Origin of the sequence: Yersinia artesiana (genome assembly GCF_902726545.1) — a bacterium.
GTDB classification, from domain to species: domain Bacteria; phylum Pseudomonadota; class Gammaproteobacteria; order Enterobacterales; family Enterobacteriaceae; genus Yersinia; species Yersinia artesiana.
Window position 1 is genome coordinate 1 of the sequence record NZ_CACVAD010000074.1, and the last position, 18,204, is coordinate 18,204.

Below are 18,204 nucleotides of genomic sequence, written 5' to 3' on the forward strand. Positions count from 1 at the left end.
TCAGAAGTGAAACGCCGTAGCGCCGATGGTAGTGTGGGGTCTCCCCATGCGAGAGTAGGACACTGCCAGGCATCAAACACGAGTTATCAGAATGACATCTGGTAACTGACAAAATCGTCATGAGCGGTTTTGCACAGCGAGGAGCGCTGGTCCTGTAAAGGATGGGTATCAGGAAGATACACGTAAAAGAATCGGTGGAGCGGTAGTTCAGTTGGTTAGAATACCTGCCTGTCACGCAGGGGGTCGCGGGTTCGAGCCCCGTCCGTTCCGCCACTTATTTAAATTATGCCTGCTTATTTTAGCAGGCATAATGTTAAGCGTTATTTAGGGGCGTAGCTCAGTTGGTAGAGCACCGGTCTCCAAAACCGGGTGTCGCGAGTTCGAGTCTCTCCGCCCCTGCCATATAAATAACCCTTCGCGAAAGCGAGGGGTTTTTTTATGTCGAAAATAACCGTTTAGTCCGATTTTCATACATATTATCTGACCCTCTTTGTGTATTATCCCCCCGTTTTAGTTAACATCTATTTGAATTTCACATCAGAAATCTCCATTTATCCTGTCAACTCACCAATTGCCACTGCTTCACTAACCACTCTTATTAGTCATATTTTTTATTAAAATCCTGCTGCCCTATAGAAAGGTAACGTTCCCAATCTATGCCTATTCAGCTGAATTTATGTACAAAATGATTGTTATTCTATGGTGTGATGCTGCTCATTATTACTTTTACAAAATGTACTAAAACTAATTAACATTTTAGCTATCAGGAAGCTCACCTTAAAAAACATCATGTATTTTGAGAACCACATTATCTGCAAATTGGCCGAAATTCAGGGCGATCAATGTTCTGAATGATCATATTCACTGTTCTTTGGAATGGTAATGAATCAGCGGCTCGACGATGGCAAGTGAGGAGATAAATATGTACAGGCGTTTACTGTTAGCAGCTGCTGTGACAGCAGCAATGTGTAGTGCAGCCCAGGCAGCTCCGTTAGTCGTGGGTTTTTCTCAAATTGGTTCAGAGTCCGGTTGGCGCTCTGCGGAGACTAAGGTTTCTAAACAAGAAGCGGAGAAGCGCGGAATAACATTAAAAATCGCGGATGCTCAGCAAAAACAAGAAAACCAAATCAAAGCTGTCAGATCGTTTATTGCACAAGGTGTTGATGCCATTTTTATTGCTCCTGTGGTGGCAACTGGTTGGACACCAGTGTTACAAGAAGCAAAAGAAGCCAAAATCCCGGTATTCCTGCTTGATCGTATGATTGAGGTGAATGATCCCTCTTTATATACAGCGGCAGTGGCTTCGGACAGCGTATATGAAGGTAAGGTTGCAGGTGAATGGCTGTTGAAAGATGTGGCAGGTAAACCCTGCAATGTGGTTGAACTCCAAGGCACGGTCGGTTCCAGTGTGGCAATTAACCGCAAAAAAGGTTTTGCTGATGGAATTGCCTCTGCACCTAACGTGAAAATAATTCGCTCTCAATCAGGGGATTTTACACGCAGTAAAGGCAAAGAGGTTATGGAGAGCTTTATTAAAGCAGAGCAAAACGGCAAAAATATCTGTGCCGTTTATGCGCATAACGATGATATGGCAATTGGTGCCATTCAAGCTATTAAAGAAGCGGGTTTGAAACCTGGCTCCGAAATCAAAATTGTCTCTATCGATGGTGTTCCAGATATCTTCAAAGCAATGAGCAGTGGTGAGGCAAATGCCACCGTTGAATTAACACCGAATATGGCCGGCCCAGCTTTTGATGCATTAATTGCATTGAAGAAAGATGGCACCCAACCGCCTAAGTTTATCCAGACAGAATCACGCCTATTACAGCCAGATACTGCTAAACAGGAATATGAATCCAAGAAGAGCCTGGGTTATTGATTTAAAAGGCGGGATTTGTCCCGCCTGCTTTCGTCACCTGTATTTGGGCAATCTCTGGGTCGTTTTTTGAACGTGGGTACATCTGATGGAAACACTGCTAGAAGTCCGTGGTTTGTCAGTTGAATTTCCTGGTGTTAAGGCATTGGATTCTGTGGATTTCTCTTTGCAGCGCGGTGAAGTTGTGGCTTTGCTGGGCGAGAATGGCGCAGGAAAATCGACGTTAATTAAAGCATTAACCGGGGTCTATAAGCGGGCCGCTGGCGAAGTCTATTTAGATGGTGTAGCCATTTGTCCTATTGATACAGCAGATGCCCAAAAAAAGGGTATTGGTACAGTTTATCAAGAGGTCAATTTACTCCCCAATATCTCTATTGCAGCAAATCTATTTATTGGCCGTGAACCATTGCGTTGGGGATTAATTGATCATCGCGCGATGAATCAACAAGCAACAAAATTACTGAAAGGCTATGGTCTGGAGCTGGATGTTCAGCGGCCTTTGGCTGATTTCTCTATTGCAATACAACAGATTGTCGCGATTGCTCGGGCAGTTGATCTCTCCGCTAAGGTATTGATACTTGATGAGCCGACGGCAAGTTTGGATGCCAAAGAAGTCAGTATGTTATTGGATATTTTGCGACAACTGCGTGATCAAGGCATTGGCATGGTTTTTGTGACTCACTTTCTCGATCAAGTCTATCGGATCAGTGACCGTATTACTGTTTTGCGTAATGGCAAGCTCGTCGGCACAAAAAACACTACAGAACTTCCTCGCATTGAATTGGTTCAGATGATGCTAGGCCATAGCTTTGACGAACAATTATTAAAACGTGGTGAACATAATATTGCGGTAAGCAATCCATTAGTTGAATTCAAAAACTATAGTCGGCGAGGTGTCGTGGAGAACTTCGATTTATCAGTTTCTCCTGGGGAAATAGTCGGTCTGGCCGGGCTATTAGGCTCGGGTCGCACGGAAACAGCACAGTTAATTTTCGGTGTCACCACACCTGATACTGGCGAAGCCAAAATTCAGGGTAAACCGGTTAAGATTAGAACGCCACGGAAAGCGTCGAAATATGGTTTTGGTTATTGCCCGGAAGATCGTAAAACTGACGGCATTGTGGGAGCTGCAACGGTACGAGAAAATATTATTTTGGCCTTACAGGCTCAGCGTGGGTGGTTGAGGCCAATTTCCATACGTGAACAAACCCAAATTGCAGAGGATTTTATCCAGCAATTAGGTATTCGCACTCCAGGCCCTGAGCAGCAAATTCAATATCTCTCTGGTGGAAACCAGCAAAAAGTATTATTAGCCCGCTGGCTTGCGACAAAACCTCGTTTTCTAATTTTAGATGAACCGACCCGGGGCATTGATGTGGGGGCGCATGCCGAGATTATTCGCTTAATCGAAAAGCTGTGTGATGAGGGGCTGGCGCTATTAATTATCTCTTCCGAATTAGAGGAATTGGCAGGTTATGCCGATCGTATCATCGTGCTACGAGATCGTCGGCATATTGCACAACTCGGTCACGATGAGATTTCTGTCCCTGCCATCATGCAGGCGATCGCGGTGCAATAAGGAGCGACCACATGGGAAACAGGAGCCTATCTATGCCGCAAAGTCCGCGCAAAGTGAAATGGGTCTTGCCGAAAGGTGCCACACAATTTGGTGCACTGATAGTCATTTTATTGATTGATAGCTTGGTTGCTCCACACTTTTTCTCAATTCATATCCAGGATGGCCGACTGTTTGGCAGTGTCATTGATATTTTAAACCGAGGTGCACCCGTTGCGTTATTGGCACTGGGAATGACTTTAGTGATCGCAACTGGGGGGATTGATTTATCAGTTGGCGCGGTGATGGCTATCGCTGGTGCCACCGCAGCGACACTCACTAGCGCTGGTCACCCTTTCTTTACTGTGTTGGTTGCCGCACTCGCCGTTGGCGCGCTGTGTGGATTATGGAACGGATTTTTAGTGGCGGTATTACAAATTCAACCGATTGTCGCCACCTTGATGTTAATGGTCGCAGGGCGTGGAATCGCCCAACTTATTACTGAAGGCCAGATTGTTACATTTGATAGCGGTGGGTTGGCAGAGTTAGGCAGCAGCACCTTGCTGTATATGCCAATGTCTGTGGTCATCGCATTTAGCATGCTGATTATTGTGTGGCTATTGACGCGCAAAACGGCACTGGGGTTATTTATTGAGTCTGTCGGCATCAACTTGCGTTCAGCGCGTAATGCTGGAGTCAGTACCCGCTTGGTGTTGATCTCTGTATATGTGATTTGCGGTATCTGTGCTGCGGTTGCGGGCATTATCGTGACCGCCGATATCCGGGGCGCAGATGCTAATAATGCTGGTTTATGGTTGGAGTTGGATGCCATTTTGGCAGTGGTCATTGGCGGCGCATCCCTGATGGGCGGGCGTTTTAATCTTTTGCTCTCAGTGATTGGTGCTTTGATTATTCAGGGTATGAATACTGGGATTTTGCTGTCAGGTTATCAACCGGAATTCAATCTGGTTCTTAAAGCCATTGTGGTGTTAGCCGTATTGGTGGTGCAGTCACCGATGATCTCATTGAGCCATATCTTCCGGAGGCGAAAATAATGTTAAAGCGTAATATTCCTTTGCTGATTACTATCGCCGTTTTTATTCTGGGATATGCCTTTTGTCTCAGTCAATTTCCCAGTTTTTCTTCCACCCGCGTTTGGTGTGACTTACTGACTGATAATGCCTTTTTGGGCATTGTTGCTGTGGGTATGACTTTTGTTATCTTATCCGGCGGCATTGATTTATCTGTCGGCTCAGTAATTGCGTTTACGGGCGTGTTATTGGCAAAACTAATAGGTACTTATGGTATTCACCCAATGTATGCTTTCGCCATCGTCTTAGTGATGGGGGCGATGTTTGGGGCGCTCATGGGTTGGATTATTGACTCCCTGAAACTCCCCGCATTTATCATTACTCTTGCTGGGATGTTTTTTGTCCGCGGGATGAGCTTTATTGTGTCTGAAGAGTCCATTCCCATTGATCACCCGATTTATAGCACGCTGGCAAATTATGCCTGGAAAGTTCCGGGGGGCGGGCGATTTACACTACTCGCTTTGATTATGCTATTGGTTGTGGCGTTTGGTATTTTGCTGGCCCACCGTACTCGCTTTGGTCATAACGTTTACGCCATTGGGGGTAACAGTGTTTCAGCCGCTCTGATGGGGGTTCCAGTCAGACAAACGACGATAAAAATATATATGCTATCAAGCACTCTGGCTGCTCTGTCAGGGATAGTGTTCTCCCTCTACACTTCCGCAGGTTATGCATTGGCGGCCAGCGGTGTTGAGTTGGATGCGATTGCTGCTGTCGTGATTGGTGGCACACTGCTCACCGGCGGTATTGGTACGGTTTTCGGCACTCTGTTTGGTGTCCTGATTCAAGGCCTGATACAGAGTTACATCACTTTTGATGGCACGCTCAGTTCATGGTGGACCAAGATTGTCATCGGAATTCTGTTATTTAGCTTTATTGCCATTCAGAAGGCGATGAGTGCTTTTTATTTGAATCGCCGTGCTCGCCCTCAGTCGCCCCCACTTAATCCCGTATAGCGCTTTGAGCGGCGTTATTCATAGGCGTTTTTAATAACTGTCGAATTAATGTTTGCTGGTCACTGTTTTGCAACCAAACGGCATACAGTGGCCGCACGATAGGCGGTATATCGGTATTAACGACCAATTCGGGATATTCCTTTTGCCAATGTTCTGGCAGAAAAGCACAACCGCCGGTAGTGTCCAACAATTGCCGGGTTAAATGGGCTGACGTCGTGGTCAGCACCGGCATCTGCTCGCTATTGAGTAAACGGCTTTCTTGCTGATGAAAATCCGCCCCCCATTCAAGTTTGATATAGGGTGCTTCATTTGCATTTTTATGCTCGGTTTCATCGTCAGTTTTTTCCGATAATTCAAAGGAAACTGAGTAGAACAAACGCAATGAAAAATGCCCTAACAGTAGGCTGGCCAACTCATCCATTTTAGGGGGTTCGGTCGTTATCAATAAATCCAGTTGCCGTTCGTGCAACTGCTTCACCAGTGATTGGCGCAGTGCAATACGTGCTTCAAGGCGTAATGCTTCTCGTTGTTTATAGAGCTGTTGCAACCACGGGGTGAGGTAAGCCTCCCAAAGTGACGCGGTTGCACCAATAGATAATTCAGTGTGTTGCAGCGAGTGTACAACCTCCTTTTTGGCCAACTGCCAGGTACTCATCAGTGTTTCGGCATAAGGCAGTAGCCGCTCGCCTGCCGGGGTCAGACGAATATTATTGCGATGGCGAGTGAATAAATTTGCACCTAATTGATTTTCCAACTGACGGATACGAAAACTCACCGCCGACTGCGTTAAGTACAAAGATTCAGCTGCGCGACCAAAGTGGCGAGTTCTACTGACCTCCAAAAAGGTTTTCAGTAATTCGGTATCCACACCCATCTCCAATTTTTTTTGTCGTTAAGATTTAAATGTTTTGTTTTACACGATGTCAAGCCTATCTAATACTCCGCGCCATAAACAGCACGACCATGAGAGAATTAGGAGCGTGTCAGATGGCGGATAGCTTCATCACGACCAATCGTTTTTTTGATAATAAACATTATCCTCGCGGGTTCTCGCGTCACGGCGATTTCACCATTAAAGAGGCGCAATTACTAGAGCGCCACGGTTATGCCTTCAACGAACTCGATCTCGGAAAACGTCAGCCTGCAACGGAAGAAGAACAGTTGTTTGTTGCTGTTTGCCGCGGCGAGCGTGAACCAGTCAGCGCTGAGGAAAAAGTCTGGTCCAAATATGTGACCCGGACTCGTCGTCCTAAACGTTTCCATACGCTGTCTGGCGGCAAGCCACAGATGGACGCGGTGGAAGATTACACCGATAGCGACGACTAGTACCCTGTTCTTAGAGCCGCAGGGAGCTGGAATCATAGGCTCGCGGCTTCAATGATATTGGGTATAAGTATCGTGGTTAAAAAGGGAGCTTCGGTTCCCTTTTTTACATTAGGCTTTTGTGCAACTGTGAAAGCAACCGGTCCATACAACGATAGCTCAGCGCTTCTGAAAGATGATTTTTTTGAATATTATCTTCCAAAGCTAGATCCGCAATGGTTCTTGCCACTTTTAAAATATGGTGCCATGCGCGCACTGATAGCCCAAGTTTCAGTAGAACCTGTTCAAGAAAAACTGCATTTTCAGGGGTTAAATGACAATATTCAGCTATCTCTTGGCTGCTAAGTTGCGTGTTTATCTTCCCGGCTCTCTCCAATTGTCTTTCTCTGGCTTGCAACACCCGTTGCCTGACAGTTTTGCTATTTTCTCCCTGATGTTTTTGTGTTCCCAGCATGCCTGCGGGGAGTAATGGCACTTCTATCGATAAGTCAAATCGATCCAAAAATGGGCCAGACAACTTTGCCAGATAGCGCAACACTTGTTGTGGTGGTGCTCGATTATGGATGCCTTGATAATGGCCGCTGGGGCTAGGGTTCATTGCGGCAATTAACTGCACTCTGGCAGGGAAACAGACTTTGGCAGCCGATCGGGAAATGATAATTTCCCCCGATTCCAATGGCTCACGCAATGAATCCAATACCCGACGCTCAAACTCCGGCAGTTCGTCCAGAAAAAGCACACCATTGTGTGCCAGTGATATTTCACCGGGGCGAGGAATCGACCCTCCGCCAATGAGAGCGGCCATCGATGCGCTGTGATGTGGTGCGCGAAAAGCCCGACAGCGCCATTGGGCAGGCAGTTCATTACTGTGTGACAAGCCATTAATGGCCGCCGCCTCAAGTGCTTCTTGATCGGTCAATGGTGGTAGTAAGCCGGTTAACCGATTTGCCAGCATGGTTTTCCCTGTACCCGGTGGCCCAAGTAGTAGCAGGTTATGTCCACCGGCTGCGGCTATCTCTAGCGCCCGTTTGGCTTGTGGTTGGCCGATGATATCTTGTAGGTCGAGGCTATTGTCACAATCTTGAGTGATTTCAAGGCGTTGACCCTGTGCGAGTGTATTTTCGCCTTGTAAAAAACCGCACACTGCCAATAAATGATCGGCAACCTTGCTGTTGCTTTGTGCAATTAACCCAATTTCAAGACTGTTCTCTGAGGGCAAAATTAACTGGCGCTGGGCCTGACTGCTGGCGAGTGCGGCTGAAATTGCGCCGCTAACGCGCCTTAGCGCCCCTGACAAGGCGAGTTCACCCAAGAACTCATAGTGCGCTAATTTATCCGCGGGAATCTGTTCTGACGCGGCCAATATCGCTAAAGCGATAGGGAGATCGTAACGACCCCCTTCTTTGGGCAAATCTGCCGGTGCCAGACTGACAGTGATTCGTTTAGCCGGAAAGGTGAAGCCGCTGTTGATTAATGCGCTACGAACTCTGTCACGAGCCTCTTTTACTGTGGTTTCCGGTAGCCCCACCAAGACTAGCCCCGGCAACCCATTACTAATATGAACTTCAACTGTGACCGGGGGAGCCTGAATACCTAATGTGGCGCGGGTATGAATTATTGCCAGTGACATAGTGCTTTCCTTCGCCGTAATGCGTTCCTGATGTGGGATGTTGCGACAGAGTGCCCGAGGATTTATTTCAATGCCGAGGAAAAGGGTTGATTTGCGAAAGAGCACGCGAGATTTCGTTGCAATGGAAGTATCAAAATTAAAAATTGCGGAGCAGCGCGCAGAAAAAAGACCAAAGTGTCGATGCGGGTTTTAATGATTGATAAATAATATATTTATTGCGTTTTACATTCGCGATCGCAAAATAATAATTTAAATAAATATTGTCAGGTAAGTAATAACTGTGATAACTCTGTAGGTATTCGTTCGACACTAGACAGATGAACAACCTAATTATGAAAGCGATTGTCCAAGTGATTAACCTAGTCCTAATTAGCGTGGTGGTGATTATTATCCCACCGTGCGGGGCTGCACTTGGACGAATAAAGGCATAAAAATCAAGCCTTAATCTCAAGAGAACCCCCGCACCGAAAGGTCCGGGGGTTTTTTTATTAGTACGTTAAAAGACGCGAGGAACATAAAATGCACAACAGAATAAAATCCTGTGCCTCCCGCAAAAGGTCGGGGAAATAACTATGAATGGTGCTCAGTGGGTGGTTCAAGCGTTGCGTGCGCAGGGTGTTGATACGGTATTCGGCTATCCGGGTGGAGCGATTATGCCCGTCTATGATGCTTTGTATGATGGTGGTGTCGAGCATCTGCTCTGCCGCCATGAGCAGGGCGCTGCTATTGCCGCTATTGGTTATGCGCGAGCAACCGGTAAAGTTGGGGTGTGTATCGCCACTTCTGGCCCCGGAGCCACTAATCTGATCACCGGTTTGGCTGATGCTTTGCTTGATTCTGTACCGGTTATCGCCATCACCGGTCAGGTCGGCTCCGCGTTAATCGGCACCGATGCTTTTCAGGAGATTGATGTTCTTGGTCTGTCTCTGGCCTGTACCAAACACAGTTTTTTGGTTGAATCATTAGATGCGCTGCCAGGTATCATGGCTGAAGCTTTTGCTATCGCCACCAGTGGCCGCCCAGGGCCTGTGTTAATCGATATTCCAAAAGATATTCAGTTGGCTGTCGGGGAGTTGACCCCGCATTTGATGCCAGTCGAAGAACACTTGGTTGATTCTGCTGCTGAATTACAACAAGCCAGTGACATGTTGGCCGCGGCTCAAAAACCGATGCTGTATGTTGGTGGCGGTGTGGGTATGGCGCAGGCAGTTCCGGCGTTACGCGAATTTATCGACGTGACCGGTATTCCTGCGGTGGCGACCCTGAAAGGTTTGGGCGCACCAGATACTGATCACCCCTGCTATTTGGGAATGTTGGGAATGCACGGCACTAAAGCGGCAAACTTTGCGGTGCAGGATTGTGATTTATTGATAGCCATAGGCGCGCGTTTTGATGATCGCGTCACTGGCAAGCTGAATACATTCGCCGCGAAAGCCAAAGTTATCCATATGGATATCGACCCGGCTGAACTGGGTAAATTGCGTCAGGTGCATGTTGCGTTGCAAGGGGATTTGAAAGTGTTGCTGCCTGCTTTGCAGCAGCCACTGAATATCCAACCGTGGCGTGATGAAGTTATGGCCTTAAAACAACAGCATAGCTGGCGTTATGACCACCCCGGTCAGGCGATTTATGCCCCGTTATTGCTTAAGCAGATTTCTGATCGCAAAGCGCCACAGACGGTAGTCACCACCGACGTGGGGCAGCACCAGATGTGGACGGCGCAGCATATGAACTTTACCCGCCCTGAGAATTTCATCACCTCGAGTGGTTTGGGCACCATGGGCTTTGGCGTACCCGCTGCGGTTGGCGCACAAATGGCCCGTCCAGATGATATGGTTATCTGTGTCTCTGGTGACGGCTCGTTTATGATGAATGTTCAGGAGTTGGGCACGATAAAACGAAAACAGTTGCCGCTGAAAATCGTGTTGTTGGATAACCAGCGATTGGGAATGGTTCGACAGTGGCAGCAACTGTTTTTTGATGGACGATATAGCGAAACCAATCTTTCTGATAACCCCGATTTCATCACACTGGCCAGTGCTTTCAATATCCCCGGCCAACGTATCACCCGTAAAGACCAAGTCGACGCCGCTCTGGATGCGCTGTTTAACAGCGAAGGCCCTTATCTGCTCCAGGTTTCCATCGACGAACTCGAAAACGTTTGGCCGTTAGTGCCGCCAGGCGCAGGTAATGAAACCATGCTGGAGAAAATCTCATGATGCAACATCAACTCTCTATCCAAGCCCGCTTCCGCCCTGAGATGTTAGAGCGTGTATTGCGGGTTGTGCGGCACCGCGGTTTTCAAGTTTGTGCTATGAATATGTCACCAATGACTAATGACGAGAATATTAATATTGAATTGACCGTTGCCAGCGGGCGACCTGTCGATTTACTGTCTTCTCAGCTGAGTAAACTTATGGATGTCGCCTGCGTCGAGATCCTACAACCTAATACATTACAGATACGCGCCTGATGCGCCACAAGGAAAGAAAAGAATGACGAAGAAAGCTGATTTTATTTGGTTTAACGGTGAAATGGTTCCGTGGGCAGAGGCGAAAGTTCATGTGATGTCTCACGCGTTACACTACGGCACGTCAGTCTTCGAAGGTGTCCGTTGCTACGAATCTCACAAAGGGCCGGTAGTTTTCCGTCACCGCGAACACATGCAGCGTCTGCATGACTCAGCCAAAATTTACCGTATGCCAGTTTCCCAGTCTGTTGATGAGCTAATGGAGGCTTGCCGCGCAACACTGCGTAAAAACAATCTGACCAGCGCCTATATTCGTCCGTTGGTATTTATCGGTGATGTCGGCATGGGTGTGAACCCGCCAGATGGCTATAAAACGGACGTGATTATTGCTGCTTTCCCATGGGGTGCTTATTTGGGTGCCGAAGCGCTGGAGCAAGGTATTGATGCGATGGTGTCTTCATGGAACCGTGTGGCACCAAACACCATTCCAACTGCGGCTAAAGCCGGTGGTAATTACCTCTCTTCCTTGCTGGTGGGCAGTGAAGCACGTCGCCACGGTTATCAGGAAGGGATTGCACTGGATATCCATGGCTTCCTGTCTGAAGGGGCGGGTGAAAACCTGTTTGAAGTGAAAGATGGCATCCTGTTCACGCCGCCGTTCACCTCTTCTGCTTTGCCGGGTATTACCCGTGATGCGATTATCAAACTGGCGAAAGATATGGGGTTAGAAGTGCGTGAGCAAGTGCTGTCACGTGAATCTCTCTATCTGGCGGATGAAGTCTTTATGTCAGGTACTGCGGCAGAAATCACCCCAGTGCGTAGCGTAGATGGTATTCAGGTGGGTATTGGTAAACGTGGCCCGATCACGGGCAAAATTCAACAAGCATTCTTTGGCCTGTTCACCGGTGAAACCGAGGACAAATGGGGCTGGTTGGATCCGATCAATCAATAATAAATACTGACAGACAGGATCAGCAGGTGGTTCGTTCGCCACCTGCAACAGGTTATATCTGCAACAACAAATTGATTTGCAATACAAAAATCTGGAGTGAAGAGACAATGCCTAAGTACCGTTCCCATACCACCACCCATGGCCGCAATATGGCTGGCGCCCGCGCATTGTGGCGCGCAACCGGTATGACCGATGATGACTTCGGCAAACCGATTATTGCAGTAGTTAACTCATTTACCCAGTTTGTACCGGGCCACGTTCATTTGCGCGACTTAGGAAAGCTGGTAGCGGAGCAAATTGAAGCGTCTGGCGGTGTGGCTAAAGAGTTCAACACTATTGCGGTGGATGATGGGATCGCGATGGGCCACGGCGGTATGCTCTATTCACTGCCTTCACGTGAATTGATTGCCGACTCCGTTGAGTACATGGTTAACGCCCACTGTGCGGATGCCATGGTATGTATCTCTAACTGCGACAAAATTACCCCAGGGATGCTGATGGCGTCTCTGCGCCTGAATATTCCGGTGATCTTTGTTTCCGGCGGCCCGATGGAAGCCGGTAAAACCAAATTATCCGATAAGATTATCAAGCTGGATCTGGTCGATGCCATGATTCAGGGGGCAAACCCGAATGTCAGCGATGCCGACAGCGAGCAGATTGAGCGCTCCGCTTGCCCAACCTGCGGTTCCTGTTCCGGGATGTTTACCGCCAACTCGATGAACTGCCTGAATGAGGCGCTGGGACTGGCGTTGCCGGGTAATGGTTCGTTGTTGGCAACCCATGCTGATCGTAAGCAACTGTTCCTCGATGCGGGCAAACACATTGTTGAATTGACTAAACGCTATTACGAACAAGATGATATCAGCGCCTTGCCGCGTAGCATTGCCAACAAAGCGGCGTTTGAAAATGCCATGACGCTGGATATCGCCATGGGCGGCTCCACCAATACCGTGCTGCACCTGCTGGCTGCGGCACAGGAAGGGGATGTTGATTTCGATATCAGCGATATCGACCGTCTGTCCCGCAAAGTGCCGCATTTGTGCAAAGTGGCACCGAGTACACAGAAATACCATATGGAAGATGTGCACCGCGCCGGTGGTGTGGTGGGGATTTTGGGTGAGTTGGACCGCGCTGGCTTGCTGAACCGCGAAGTGAAAAACGTGTTGGGGCTGAACTTGACACAAACGCTGGAAGCCTATGATGTAATGCTGACCAAAGACGAAGGGGTCAAGCAGATGTACTCCGCAGGCCCGGCTGGCATCCGTACCACGAAAGCCTTCTCACAGGATTGCCGCTTCCCCTCATTGGATACCGACCGCCAAGAGGGTTGTATTCGTACTCGCGAACATGCCTACAGCCAAGACGGTGGTTTGGCGGTGTTGTATGGCAATCTTTCAGAGAATGGTTCAATCGTCAAAACCGCAGGTGTGGATAAAGACAGCTTAACCTTCCGTGGCCCAGCCAAAGTCTATGAGAGTCAGGATGATGCTGTTGCCGCTATTTTGGGTGGCAAAGTGGTTGCGGGTGATGTGGTTGTTATCCGCTACGAAGGGCCGAAAGGCGGGCCAGGGATGCAGGAAATGCTGTATCCGACCACTTACCTGAAATCGATGGGATTAGGCAAAAGTTGTGCGTTGTTAACCGATGGCCGTTTCTCGGGCGGGACTTCAGGTTTATCTATCGGTCATGCTTCGCCGGAAGCCGCCAGCGGTGGGCTGATTGCTTTGGTGCAAGACGGCGACATCATTGATATTGATATTCCAAACCGCGCTATGAAACTGGATGTCAGTGATGCTGAGCTGGCTGCACGCCGCGAAGCAGAATTAGCGCGCGGGAATGCCGCATGGACACCGAAAGCGCGCGAACGTCAGGTTTCTTATGCGCTGCGTGCTTACGCCTTACTGGCAACCAGTGCCGACAAAGGTGCTGTGCGCGACAAAAGTAAGCTGGGAGGCTAATAGCCATGGCGGAATCACAACCCTTATCAACTGCCCCCGGTGGGGCAGAATATCTGCGGGCGATATTGCGCGCACCGGTGTATGAGGTGGCGCAAGTCACCCCGCTACAAGTGATGGAAAAAATCTCCTCGCGCTTGGGTAACACCATTCTGGTTAAGCGCGAAGACCGGCAGCCGGTGCACAGCTTTAAGCTGCGCGGCGCTTACGCGATGTTGGCTAGCCTGACCGAAGAACAGAAAGCCTGTGGCGTGATAACGGCTTCTGCCGGTAATCATGCGCAGGGGGTGGCGCTTTCGGCTAGCAAGCTCGGCATTAAAGCGCTGATCGTCATGCCGGTCGCAACTGCTGACATCAAAGTGGATGCGGTGCGTGGTTTTGGCGGAGAGGTGCTGTTGTTTGGTGCTAATTTCGATGAAGCCAAAGGTAAGGCGATTGAACTGTCGCAGTTGCAGGGCTACACCTTTGTGCCGCCGTTCGACCATCCGGCAGTGATTGCCGGGCAAGGGACGCTGGCGATGGAGCTGCTCCAGCAAGACGCACATCTTGACCGGGTGTTTGTTCCGGTCGGTGGTGGTGGGCTGGTGGCCGGTGTTGCCGTGCTTATCAAGCAACTGATGCCGCAGATTAAAGTGATTGGCGTTGAAGCAGAAGACTCAGCCTGTTTGCGTGCTGCGCTGGATGCAGGCAAGCCGGTCGATCTGGCTCGTGTCGGGCTGTTTGCCGAGGGTGTTGCGGTTAAGCGCATCGGTGATGAGCCATTCCGCCTGTGTCAGGAGTATCTGGACGAAGTGATCACTGTCGACAGTGATGCTATTTGTGCGGCGGTCAAAGATTTATTTGAAGATGTGCGTGCTATTGCCGAGCCATCAGGTGCTTTGGCGCTGGCAGGGCTGAAAAAGTATGTGCAGCAGCATAATATTCAAGGTGAACGTCTGGCCCATGTGCTTTCGGGCGCTAACGTCAACTTCCATGGTTTGCGTTATGTATCAGAGCGCTGTGAACTTGGCGAGCAGCGCGAAGCCCTGCTGGCTGTGACCATCCCGGAGCAAAAAGGCAGTTTCCTGCGTTTTTGTGAGTTGCTGGGGGGGCGCTCCGTCACCGAGTTCAACTACCGATATGCTGATGCCGATAACGCCTGTATTTTCGTCGGGGTGCGACTAACGCGTGGTTATGCTGAGCGGGCTGAAATCCTGGCTGAATTGCAGGATAAAGGTTATCAGGTGGTGGATTTATCTGATGATGAAATGGCCAAACTGCATGTGCGTTATATGGTCGGCGGGCGTCCTTCCAAGCCACTGCGCGAGCGGCTGTTCAGTTTTGAATTCCCGGAATCACCGGGCGCATTGCTGAAATTCCTGCATACTTTAGGCACACACTGGAATATCTCTCTGTTCCACTATCGTAGCCATGGAACTGATTTTGGTCGGGTACTGGCAGCTTTTGAGTTGTCGGACTCTGAACCACAATTTGAACAGCATCTGACGGCGTTGGGCTACGATTGTCATGATGAAACCAATAATCCGGCATTCAGATTTTTTTTAGCCGGTTAATTTTTAAAAACATATTATTGGGAGGCTTATCGCCTCCCTGACTTTTTGTGACTTCCTTATTTTTATTCAGGAATCAGGGCATTAATATTGCCAAATCTCCTTATCCCCCTTATTTTTTGTGACTTGTTTCGACTCTTCTACACCCTGTATTAGTCCAATTATTTAGTTGAGAATCAATGCGTTAGAATTTGTTCCTCACGAATTCTTTCTTAACTTAATTCAATCTTCATCTAGCTATTGTTGGAGTTGAATATCATTTGGAGATAGCTTTATGCTGCATCCCGTATTACGTACAACACCTATTGCCGTTAGCTTATTATTGGCTCTGGGTTTCTCTTCAACGCTATCCGCTGCAGTTTCAGATAGCCCGATCAATACGACTATTCAGCAAGCAGGCGCGGTGAACAATAATAGTGCTGCTGAGGCATCGCGACAGATTCGCGTGGTGCAAAATGGTTCCCCGGTGTATTTGAAGAAACAACAAAAGCGGCACATGTTGACTCACCCTACACAATCCAGCGGCTTTTGGGCAAACAAAGGTGATAGCCTGCGTATTGAGTACCTGCATCAGGGGGAAAGCATTGATGTATTGCCTGAATTATGGATTGTGCCCGTAATCAAGGGAGAGGCGACAAGTATTGATAATCAGGTGGTTACCCTGCAACAGGGTATCAACGAGATTGAGGTCGAGAATACTGGGCCTATTTATTTTGTGGCAACGAACATACCTGGTAGCAGTGAAATCACGGTTAATCTGCTTGAGGGTGGCAAGCCGATGCCACGTTTTATTCTGGGCGAAGATAGTGCTGAAGAGTGGCAAGCACAGTTAGCGAAGTTTGGCGATGCACCTTTCGCTGAGTTGGTGGGTAAGCGGATGATCCTCACCATGCCGATTGATGATATGCGTAAGCAGGCGACCGATCCTGAGGGTGTTTTGGTGTTGTGGGATCGCATTGTCGATCTGGCAGAAGAACAATACGGGCTTAGCGCGCAGAGAGCCTTCCCACATCGCGCTACCCCGTTCCAATATCAGTTCGTCAGTAAAAGAGATAATTCGGGAGGCTATATGTCGGCCTCTGATTACTGGTTGGGCAGTAAAGCTTCTGGTATTGCGGAAGTCATTAATACTCACAAATTACAAAATGAGGGCTGGGGGCCGTGGCATGAATTGGGCCATCACTACCAAATGCCAGCATGGCTGTTTGATGGTGATGGAGAAACCACGGTTAACCTGACATCGTTATATGTTCAGCGCGCTTTGGGTAATACGTCCCGTCTGGAATCGGAAGGGCGTTGGGATGATATCGCTGCTTTTTTGAATGGGCAAGATAAGCATTATGAAGATGCTGGCGTATTTGTTCGCTTAGGCATGTTCTGGCAACTGGATTTGGCATTTGGCAAGGATTTCTACCAACGTCTTGGCGATCGTTACCGTACACTGCTGCCAGCAGAACAGCCAAAAAGTAACGATGATAAACAGCAACGATTCTTGCTGGAAACCAGCCGGGTTGCAGGCGTTAACCTGATACCGTTTTTCGATAAATGGGGTATCAAGCCGACTCAAGAAACCAGCGCCCAACTAACGGCGATGAATTTACCTTCTTTAAATAAGAGTATTTGGCTTAATAGCGATAGCAATATCGCTGACAGCTATCCGTTGAGCGAGCAAAATATTACCGGTGATGTACGTCTACCGAATACTGTCAACGCAGGGGACGTATTTAGTGTATATGTAGAGGTCACTAACCGTGCTGTATCCACTCTGACCTACCAATGGGATATTCCGGCAGGTGTTGAAATTATTGCGGATAATGGTAAAGAAATTACCCTCCGGGCACCGCGTAATGCATTACAAAATGCCCTGTTGTCAATCCCGGTGACGGTAACGGATAGCAATAATATGGCCATGAGACTGGCCAGTTCGACACAATTTAAAACCGCAGGCGAGAATATATCACCCCGCGAAGCTTATAATGCTGTTATCAAGCAGCGTTACCAAATTGAAGGTGATTTTAATCTCTGGGATGAGGCATCAAATAAAGGTACGCCAGGAACCTTCTATTTATACGAAAATAACTACACAGGTACTCGTGATTATTTCCGTTTAAAAACAGAATCATATTGGTATTATCCTACCAATCAAACCAGTAATGAAAAGTGGGAATATTTAGAAAGTTACGATGGTAGTCAATATCTTGGGGTTGAAGTTATTGAAGAAGTTGTACCGGAAAAACCCGTTGAAAAATTGGCACAGTGCAGCGTAACCGCCTGGCAGGAAAAGATCTATCAAGGCCCTACCACGGTTAGCAAAGACGGGCGTGTGTATACCAATAAGTGGTGGGTATCCGCAGACATGGTTCCGGGTGATGCTGCGATAACTGACATGACAGGTAACAGCACGGGTTGGGGTAAGGTTTGGGAAGATAAGGGCTTATGTGATACGGCGGCTGATGACAAGCTGGAAACGGTTATTGAGTCAAAACCTATTGTACCACAGCAGTGTAGCGCACCATCCTGGCAGCAGAAGGTCTATGGTGAACCGACCACGGTCAGTAAAGACGGGCGCGTTTATACCAACAAGTGGTGGGTATCTGCTGACATGGTACCGGGTGATAAAGCCGTCACTGACACCACCGGTAATGGTACCGGCTGGAGTCAGGTCTGGGAGGATAAAGGGGCCTGTTAAATCGGTAGGTAAAATATAATAAGTAAGAGGCAGGGGTAACCTTGCCTCTTTTCGTTGATAAACTCTATATTGTTGTTAGCTTATGTCTTTTATCTTCTTATCTACAATGACGTAATAAGTATTATAAATGAAATTTCATGTTATTACTGCGTATTAT

General features: G+C 48.3%; 14 protein-coding genes and 2 tRNA genes. 14 read left to right on the plus strand and 2 right to left on the minus strand.

The annotated features are described in order from the left end of the window. Nucleotides 1-196 precede the first annotated feature (196 nt). From HU019_RS18790 to yjfF, 6 genes are all read left to right on the plus strand, one after another. Nucleotides 197-273: transfer RNA gene (locus HU019_RS18790), tRNA-Asp, on the plus strand. A gap of 53 nt (nt 274-326) precedes the next feature. Beyond that, a tRNA-Trp gene (locus HU019_RS18795) sits at nt 327-402 on the plus strand. 520 nt (nt 403-922) lie between these two features. Continuing rightward, on the plus strand, nt 923-1,879 hold the full coding sequence (gene ytfQ, locus HU019_RS18800; protein WP_174850091.1) for a galactofuranose ABC transporter, galactofuranose-binding protein YtfQ: 957 nt from the start codon (nt 923-925) through the stop codon (nt 1,877-1,879). Between the two features lie 85 nt (nt 1,880-1,964). Then, nucleotides 1,965-3,455 carry a galactofuranose ABC transporter, ATP-binding protein YtfR gene (gene ytfR, locus HU019_RS18805; RefSeq protein WP_174850090.1) on the plus strand — a complete coding sequence of 497 codons (1,491 nt, stop codon included), beginning with the start codon at nt 1,965-1,967 and terminating at the stop codon, nt 3,453-3,455. An 11-nt stretch (nt 3,456-3,466) separates the two neighbouring features. Continuing rightward, on the plus strand, nt 3,467-4,486 hold the full coding sequence (ytfT, locus tag HU019_RS18810) for a galactofuranose ABC transporter, ATP-binding protein YtfT (RefSeq protein WP_320407011.1): 1,020 nt from the start codon (nt 3,467-3,469) through the stop codon (nt 4,484-4,486). Beyond that, a complete protein-coding gene (gene yjfF / locus HU019_RS18815; RefSeq protein ID WP_075338196.1) occupies nt 4,486-5,478 on the plus strand; it encodes a galactofuranose ABC transporter, permease protein YjfF in 993 nt (330 codons plus the stop codon). The genes ytfT and yjfF overlap by 1 nt, the downstream gene beginning before the upstream one ends. Here the strand turns inward: yjfF and hdfR are convergent. Next, nucleotides 5,465-6,346 carry an HTH-type transcriptional regulator HdfR gene (gene hdfR, locus HU019_RS18820; protein ID WP_174850088.1) on the minus strand — a complete coding sequence of 294 codons (882 nt, stop codon included), beginning with the start codon at nt 6,344-6,346 and terminating at the stop codon, nt 5,465-5,467. The two genes, yjfF and hdfR, sit on opposite strands and share 14 nt — an antisense overlap. Before the next feature lie 119 nt (nt 6,347-6,465). Between hdfR and HU019_RS18825 the strand changes: the two genes are divergently transcribed. Then, complete coding sequence (locus HU019_RS18825; protein ID WP_050116482.1) at nt 6,466-6,804, plus strand: MaoP family protein; 339 nt, start codon at nt 6,466-6,468, stop codon at nt 6,802-6,804. Between the two features lie 103 nt (nt 6,805-6,907). Here the strand turns inward: HU019_RS18825 and HU019_RS18830 are convergent, their stop codons facing one another. Next, on the minus strand, nt 6,908-8,431 hold the full coding sequence (locus HU019_RS18830) for a YifB family Mg chelatase-like AAA ATPase (RefSeq protein WP_174850087.1): 1,524 nt from the start codon (nt 8,429-8,431) through the stop codon (nt 6,908-6,910). A 332-nt stretch (nt 8,432-8,763) separates the two neighbouring features. On the opposite strand from HU019_RS18830, the gene ilvL reads away from it, so the two are divergent. From ilvL to HU019_RS18865, 7 genes are all read left to right on the plus strand, one after another. Then, nucleotides 8,764-8,862 (plus strand): ilv operon leader peptide, encoded by a 99-nt coding sequence (ilvL, locus tag HU019_RS18835; RefSeq protein WP_071817873.1) that lies wholly within the window; start codon nt 8,764-8,766, stop codon nt 8,860-8,862. A gap of 141 nt (nt 8,863-9,003) precedes the next feature. Continuing rightward, nucleotides 9,004-10,650 carry an acetolactate synthase 2 catalytic subunit gene (gene ilvG / locus HU019_RS18840; RefSeq protein WP_174850086.1) on the plus strand — a complete coding sequence of 549 codons (1,647 nt, stop codon included), beginning with the start codon at nt 9,004-9,006 and terminating at the stop codon, nt 10,648-10,650. Beyond that, the gene (gene ilvM / locus HU019_RS18845; protein ID WP_049614673.1) at nt 10,647-10,904 is read left to right on the plus strand and encodes an acetolactate synthase 2 small subunit; all 258 of its coding nucleotides are present in this window, start codon (nt 10,647-10,649) and stop codon (nt 10,902-10,904) included. The genes ilvG and ilvM overlap by 4 nt, the downstream gene beginning before the upstream one ends. Nucleotides 10,905-10,926: 22 nt before the next feature. After that, nucleotides 10,927-11,853: a branched-chain amino acid transaminase gene (locus HU019_RS18850; protein ID WP_174850085.1), complete on the plus strand. Its 927-nt coding sequence runs from the start codon at nt 10,927-10,929 to the stop codon at nt 11,851-11,853. A gap of 107 nt (nt 11,854-11,960) precedes the next feature. Further along, on the plus strand, nt 11,961-13,811 hold the full coding sequence (gene ilvD / locus HU019_RS18855; protein ID WP_174850084.1) for a dihydroxy-acid dehydratase: 1,851 nt from the start codon (nt 11,961-11,963) through the stop codon (nt 13,809-13,811). Between the two features lie 5 nt (nt 13,812-13,816). Then, entirely contained in the window at nt 13,817-15,361 is a 1,545-nt protein-coding gene (gene ilvA / locus HU019_RS18860) for a threonine ammonia-lyase, biosynthetic (protein ID WP_174850083.1), read from the plus strand. Between the two features lie 271 nt (nt 15,362-15,632). Beyond that, entirely contained in the window at nt 15,633-18,047 is a 2,415-nt protein-coding gene (locus HU019_RS18865; protein WP_174850082.1) for a M60 family metallopeptidase, read from the plus strand. The last annotated feature ends 157 nt before the right edge of the window (nt 18,048-18,204 follow it).

Coding starts and splice junctions, on each gene's coding strand:
- ytfQ (WP_174850091.1), top strand. CDS start 923: ATGTACAGGCGTTTACTGTTAGCAGCTGCTGTGACAGCAGCAATGTGT.
- ytfR (WP_174850090.1), top strand. CDS start 1,965: ATGGAAACACTGCTAGAAGTCCGTGGTTTGTCAGTTGAATTTCCTGGT.
- ytfT (WP_320407011.1), top strand. CDS start 3,467: ATGGGAAACAGGAGCCTATCTATGCCGCAAAGTCCGCGCAAAGTGAAA.
- yjfF (WP_075338196.1), top strand. CDS start 4,486: ATGTTAAAGCGTAATATTCCTTTGCTGATTACTATCGCCGTTTTTATT.
- HU019_RS18825 (WP_050116482.1), top strand. CDS start 6,466: ATGGCGGATAGCTTCATCACGACCAATCGTTTTTTTGATAATAAACAT.
- HU019_RS18830 (WP_174850087.1), bottom strand. CDS start 8,431: ATGTCACTGGCAATAATTCATACCCGCGCCACATTAGGTATTCAGGCT.
- ilvL (WP_071817873.1), top strand. CDS start 8,764: ATGAAAGCGATTGTCCAAGTGATTAACCTAGTCCTAATTAGCGTGGTG.
- ilvG (WP_174850086.1), top strand. CDS start 9,004: ATGAATGGTGCTCAGTGGGTGGTTCAAGCGTTGCGTGCGCAGGGTGTT.
- ilvM (WP_049614673.1), top strand. CDS start 10,647: ATGATGCAACATCAACTCTCTATCCAAGCCCGCTTCCGCCCTGAGATG.
- HU019_RS18850 (WP_174850085.1), top strand. CDS start 10,927: ATGACGAAGAAAGCTGATTTTATTTGGTTTAACGGTGAAATGGTTCCG.
- ilvD (WP_174850084.1), top strand. CDS start 11,961: ATGCCTAAGTACCGTTCCCATACCACCACCCATGGCCGCAATATGGCT.
- ilvA (WP_174850083.1), top strand. CDS start 13,817: ATGGCGGAATCACAACCCTTATCAACTGCCCCCGGTGGGGCAGAATAT.
- HU019_RS18865 (WP_174850082.1), top strand. CDS start 15,633: ATGCTGCATCCCGTATTACGTACAACACCTATTGCCGTTAGCTTATTA.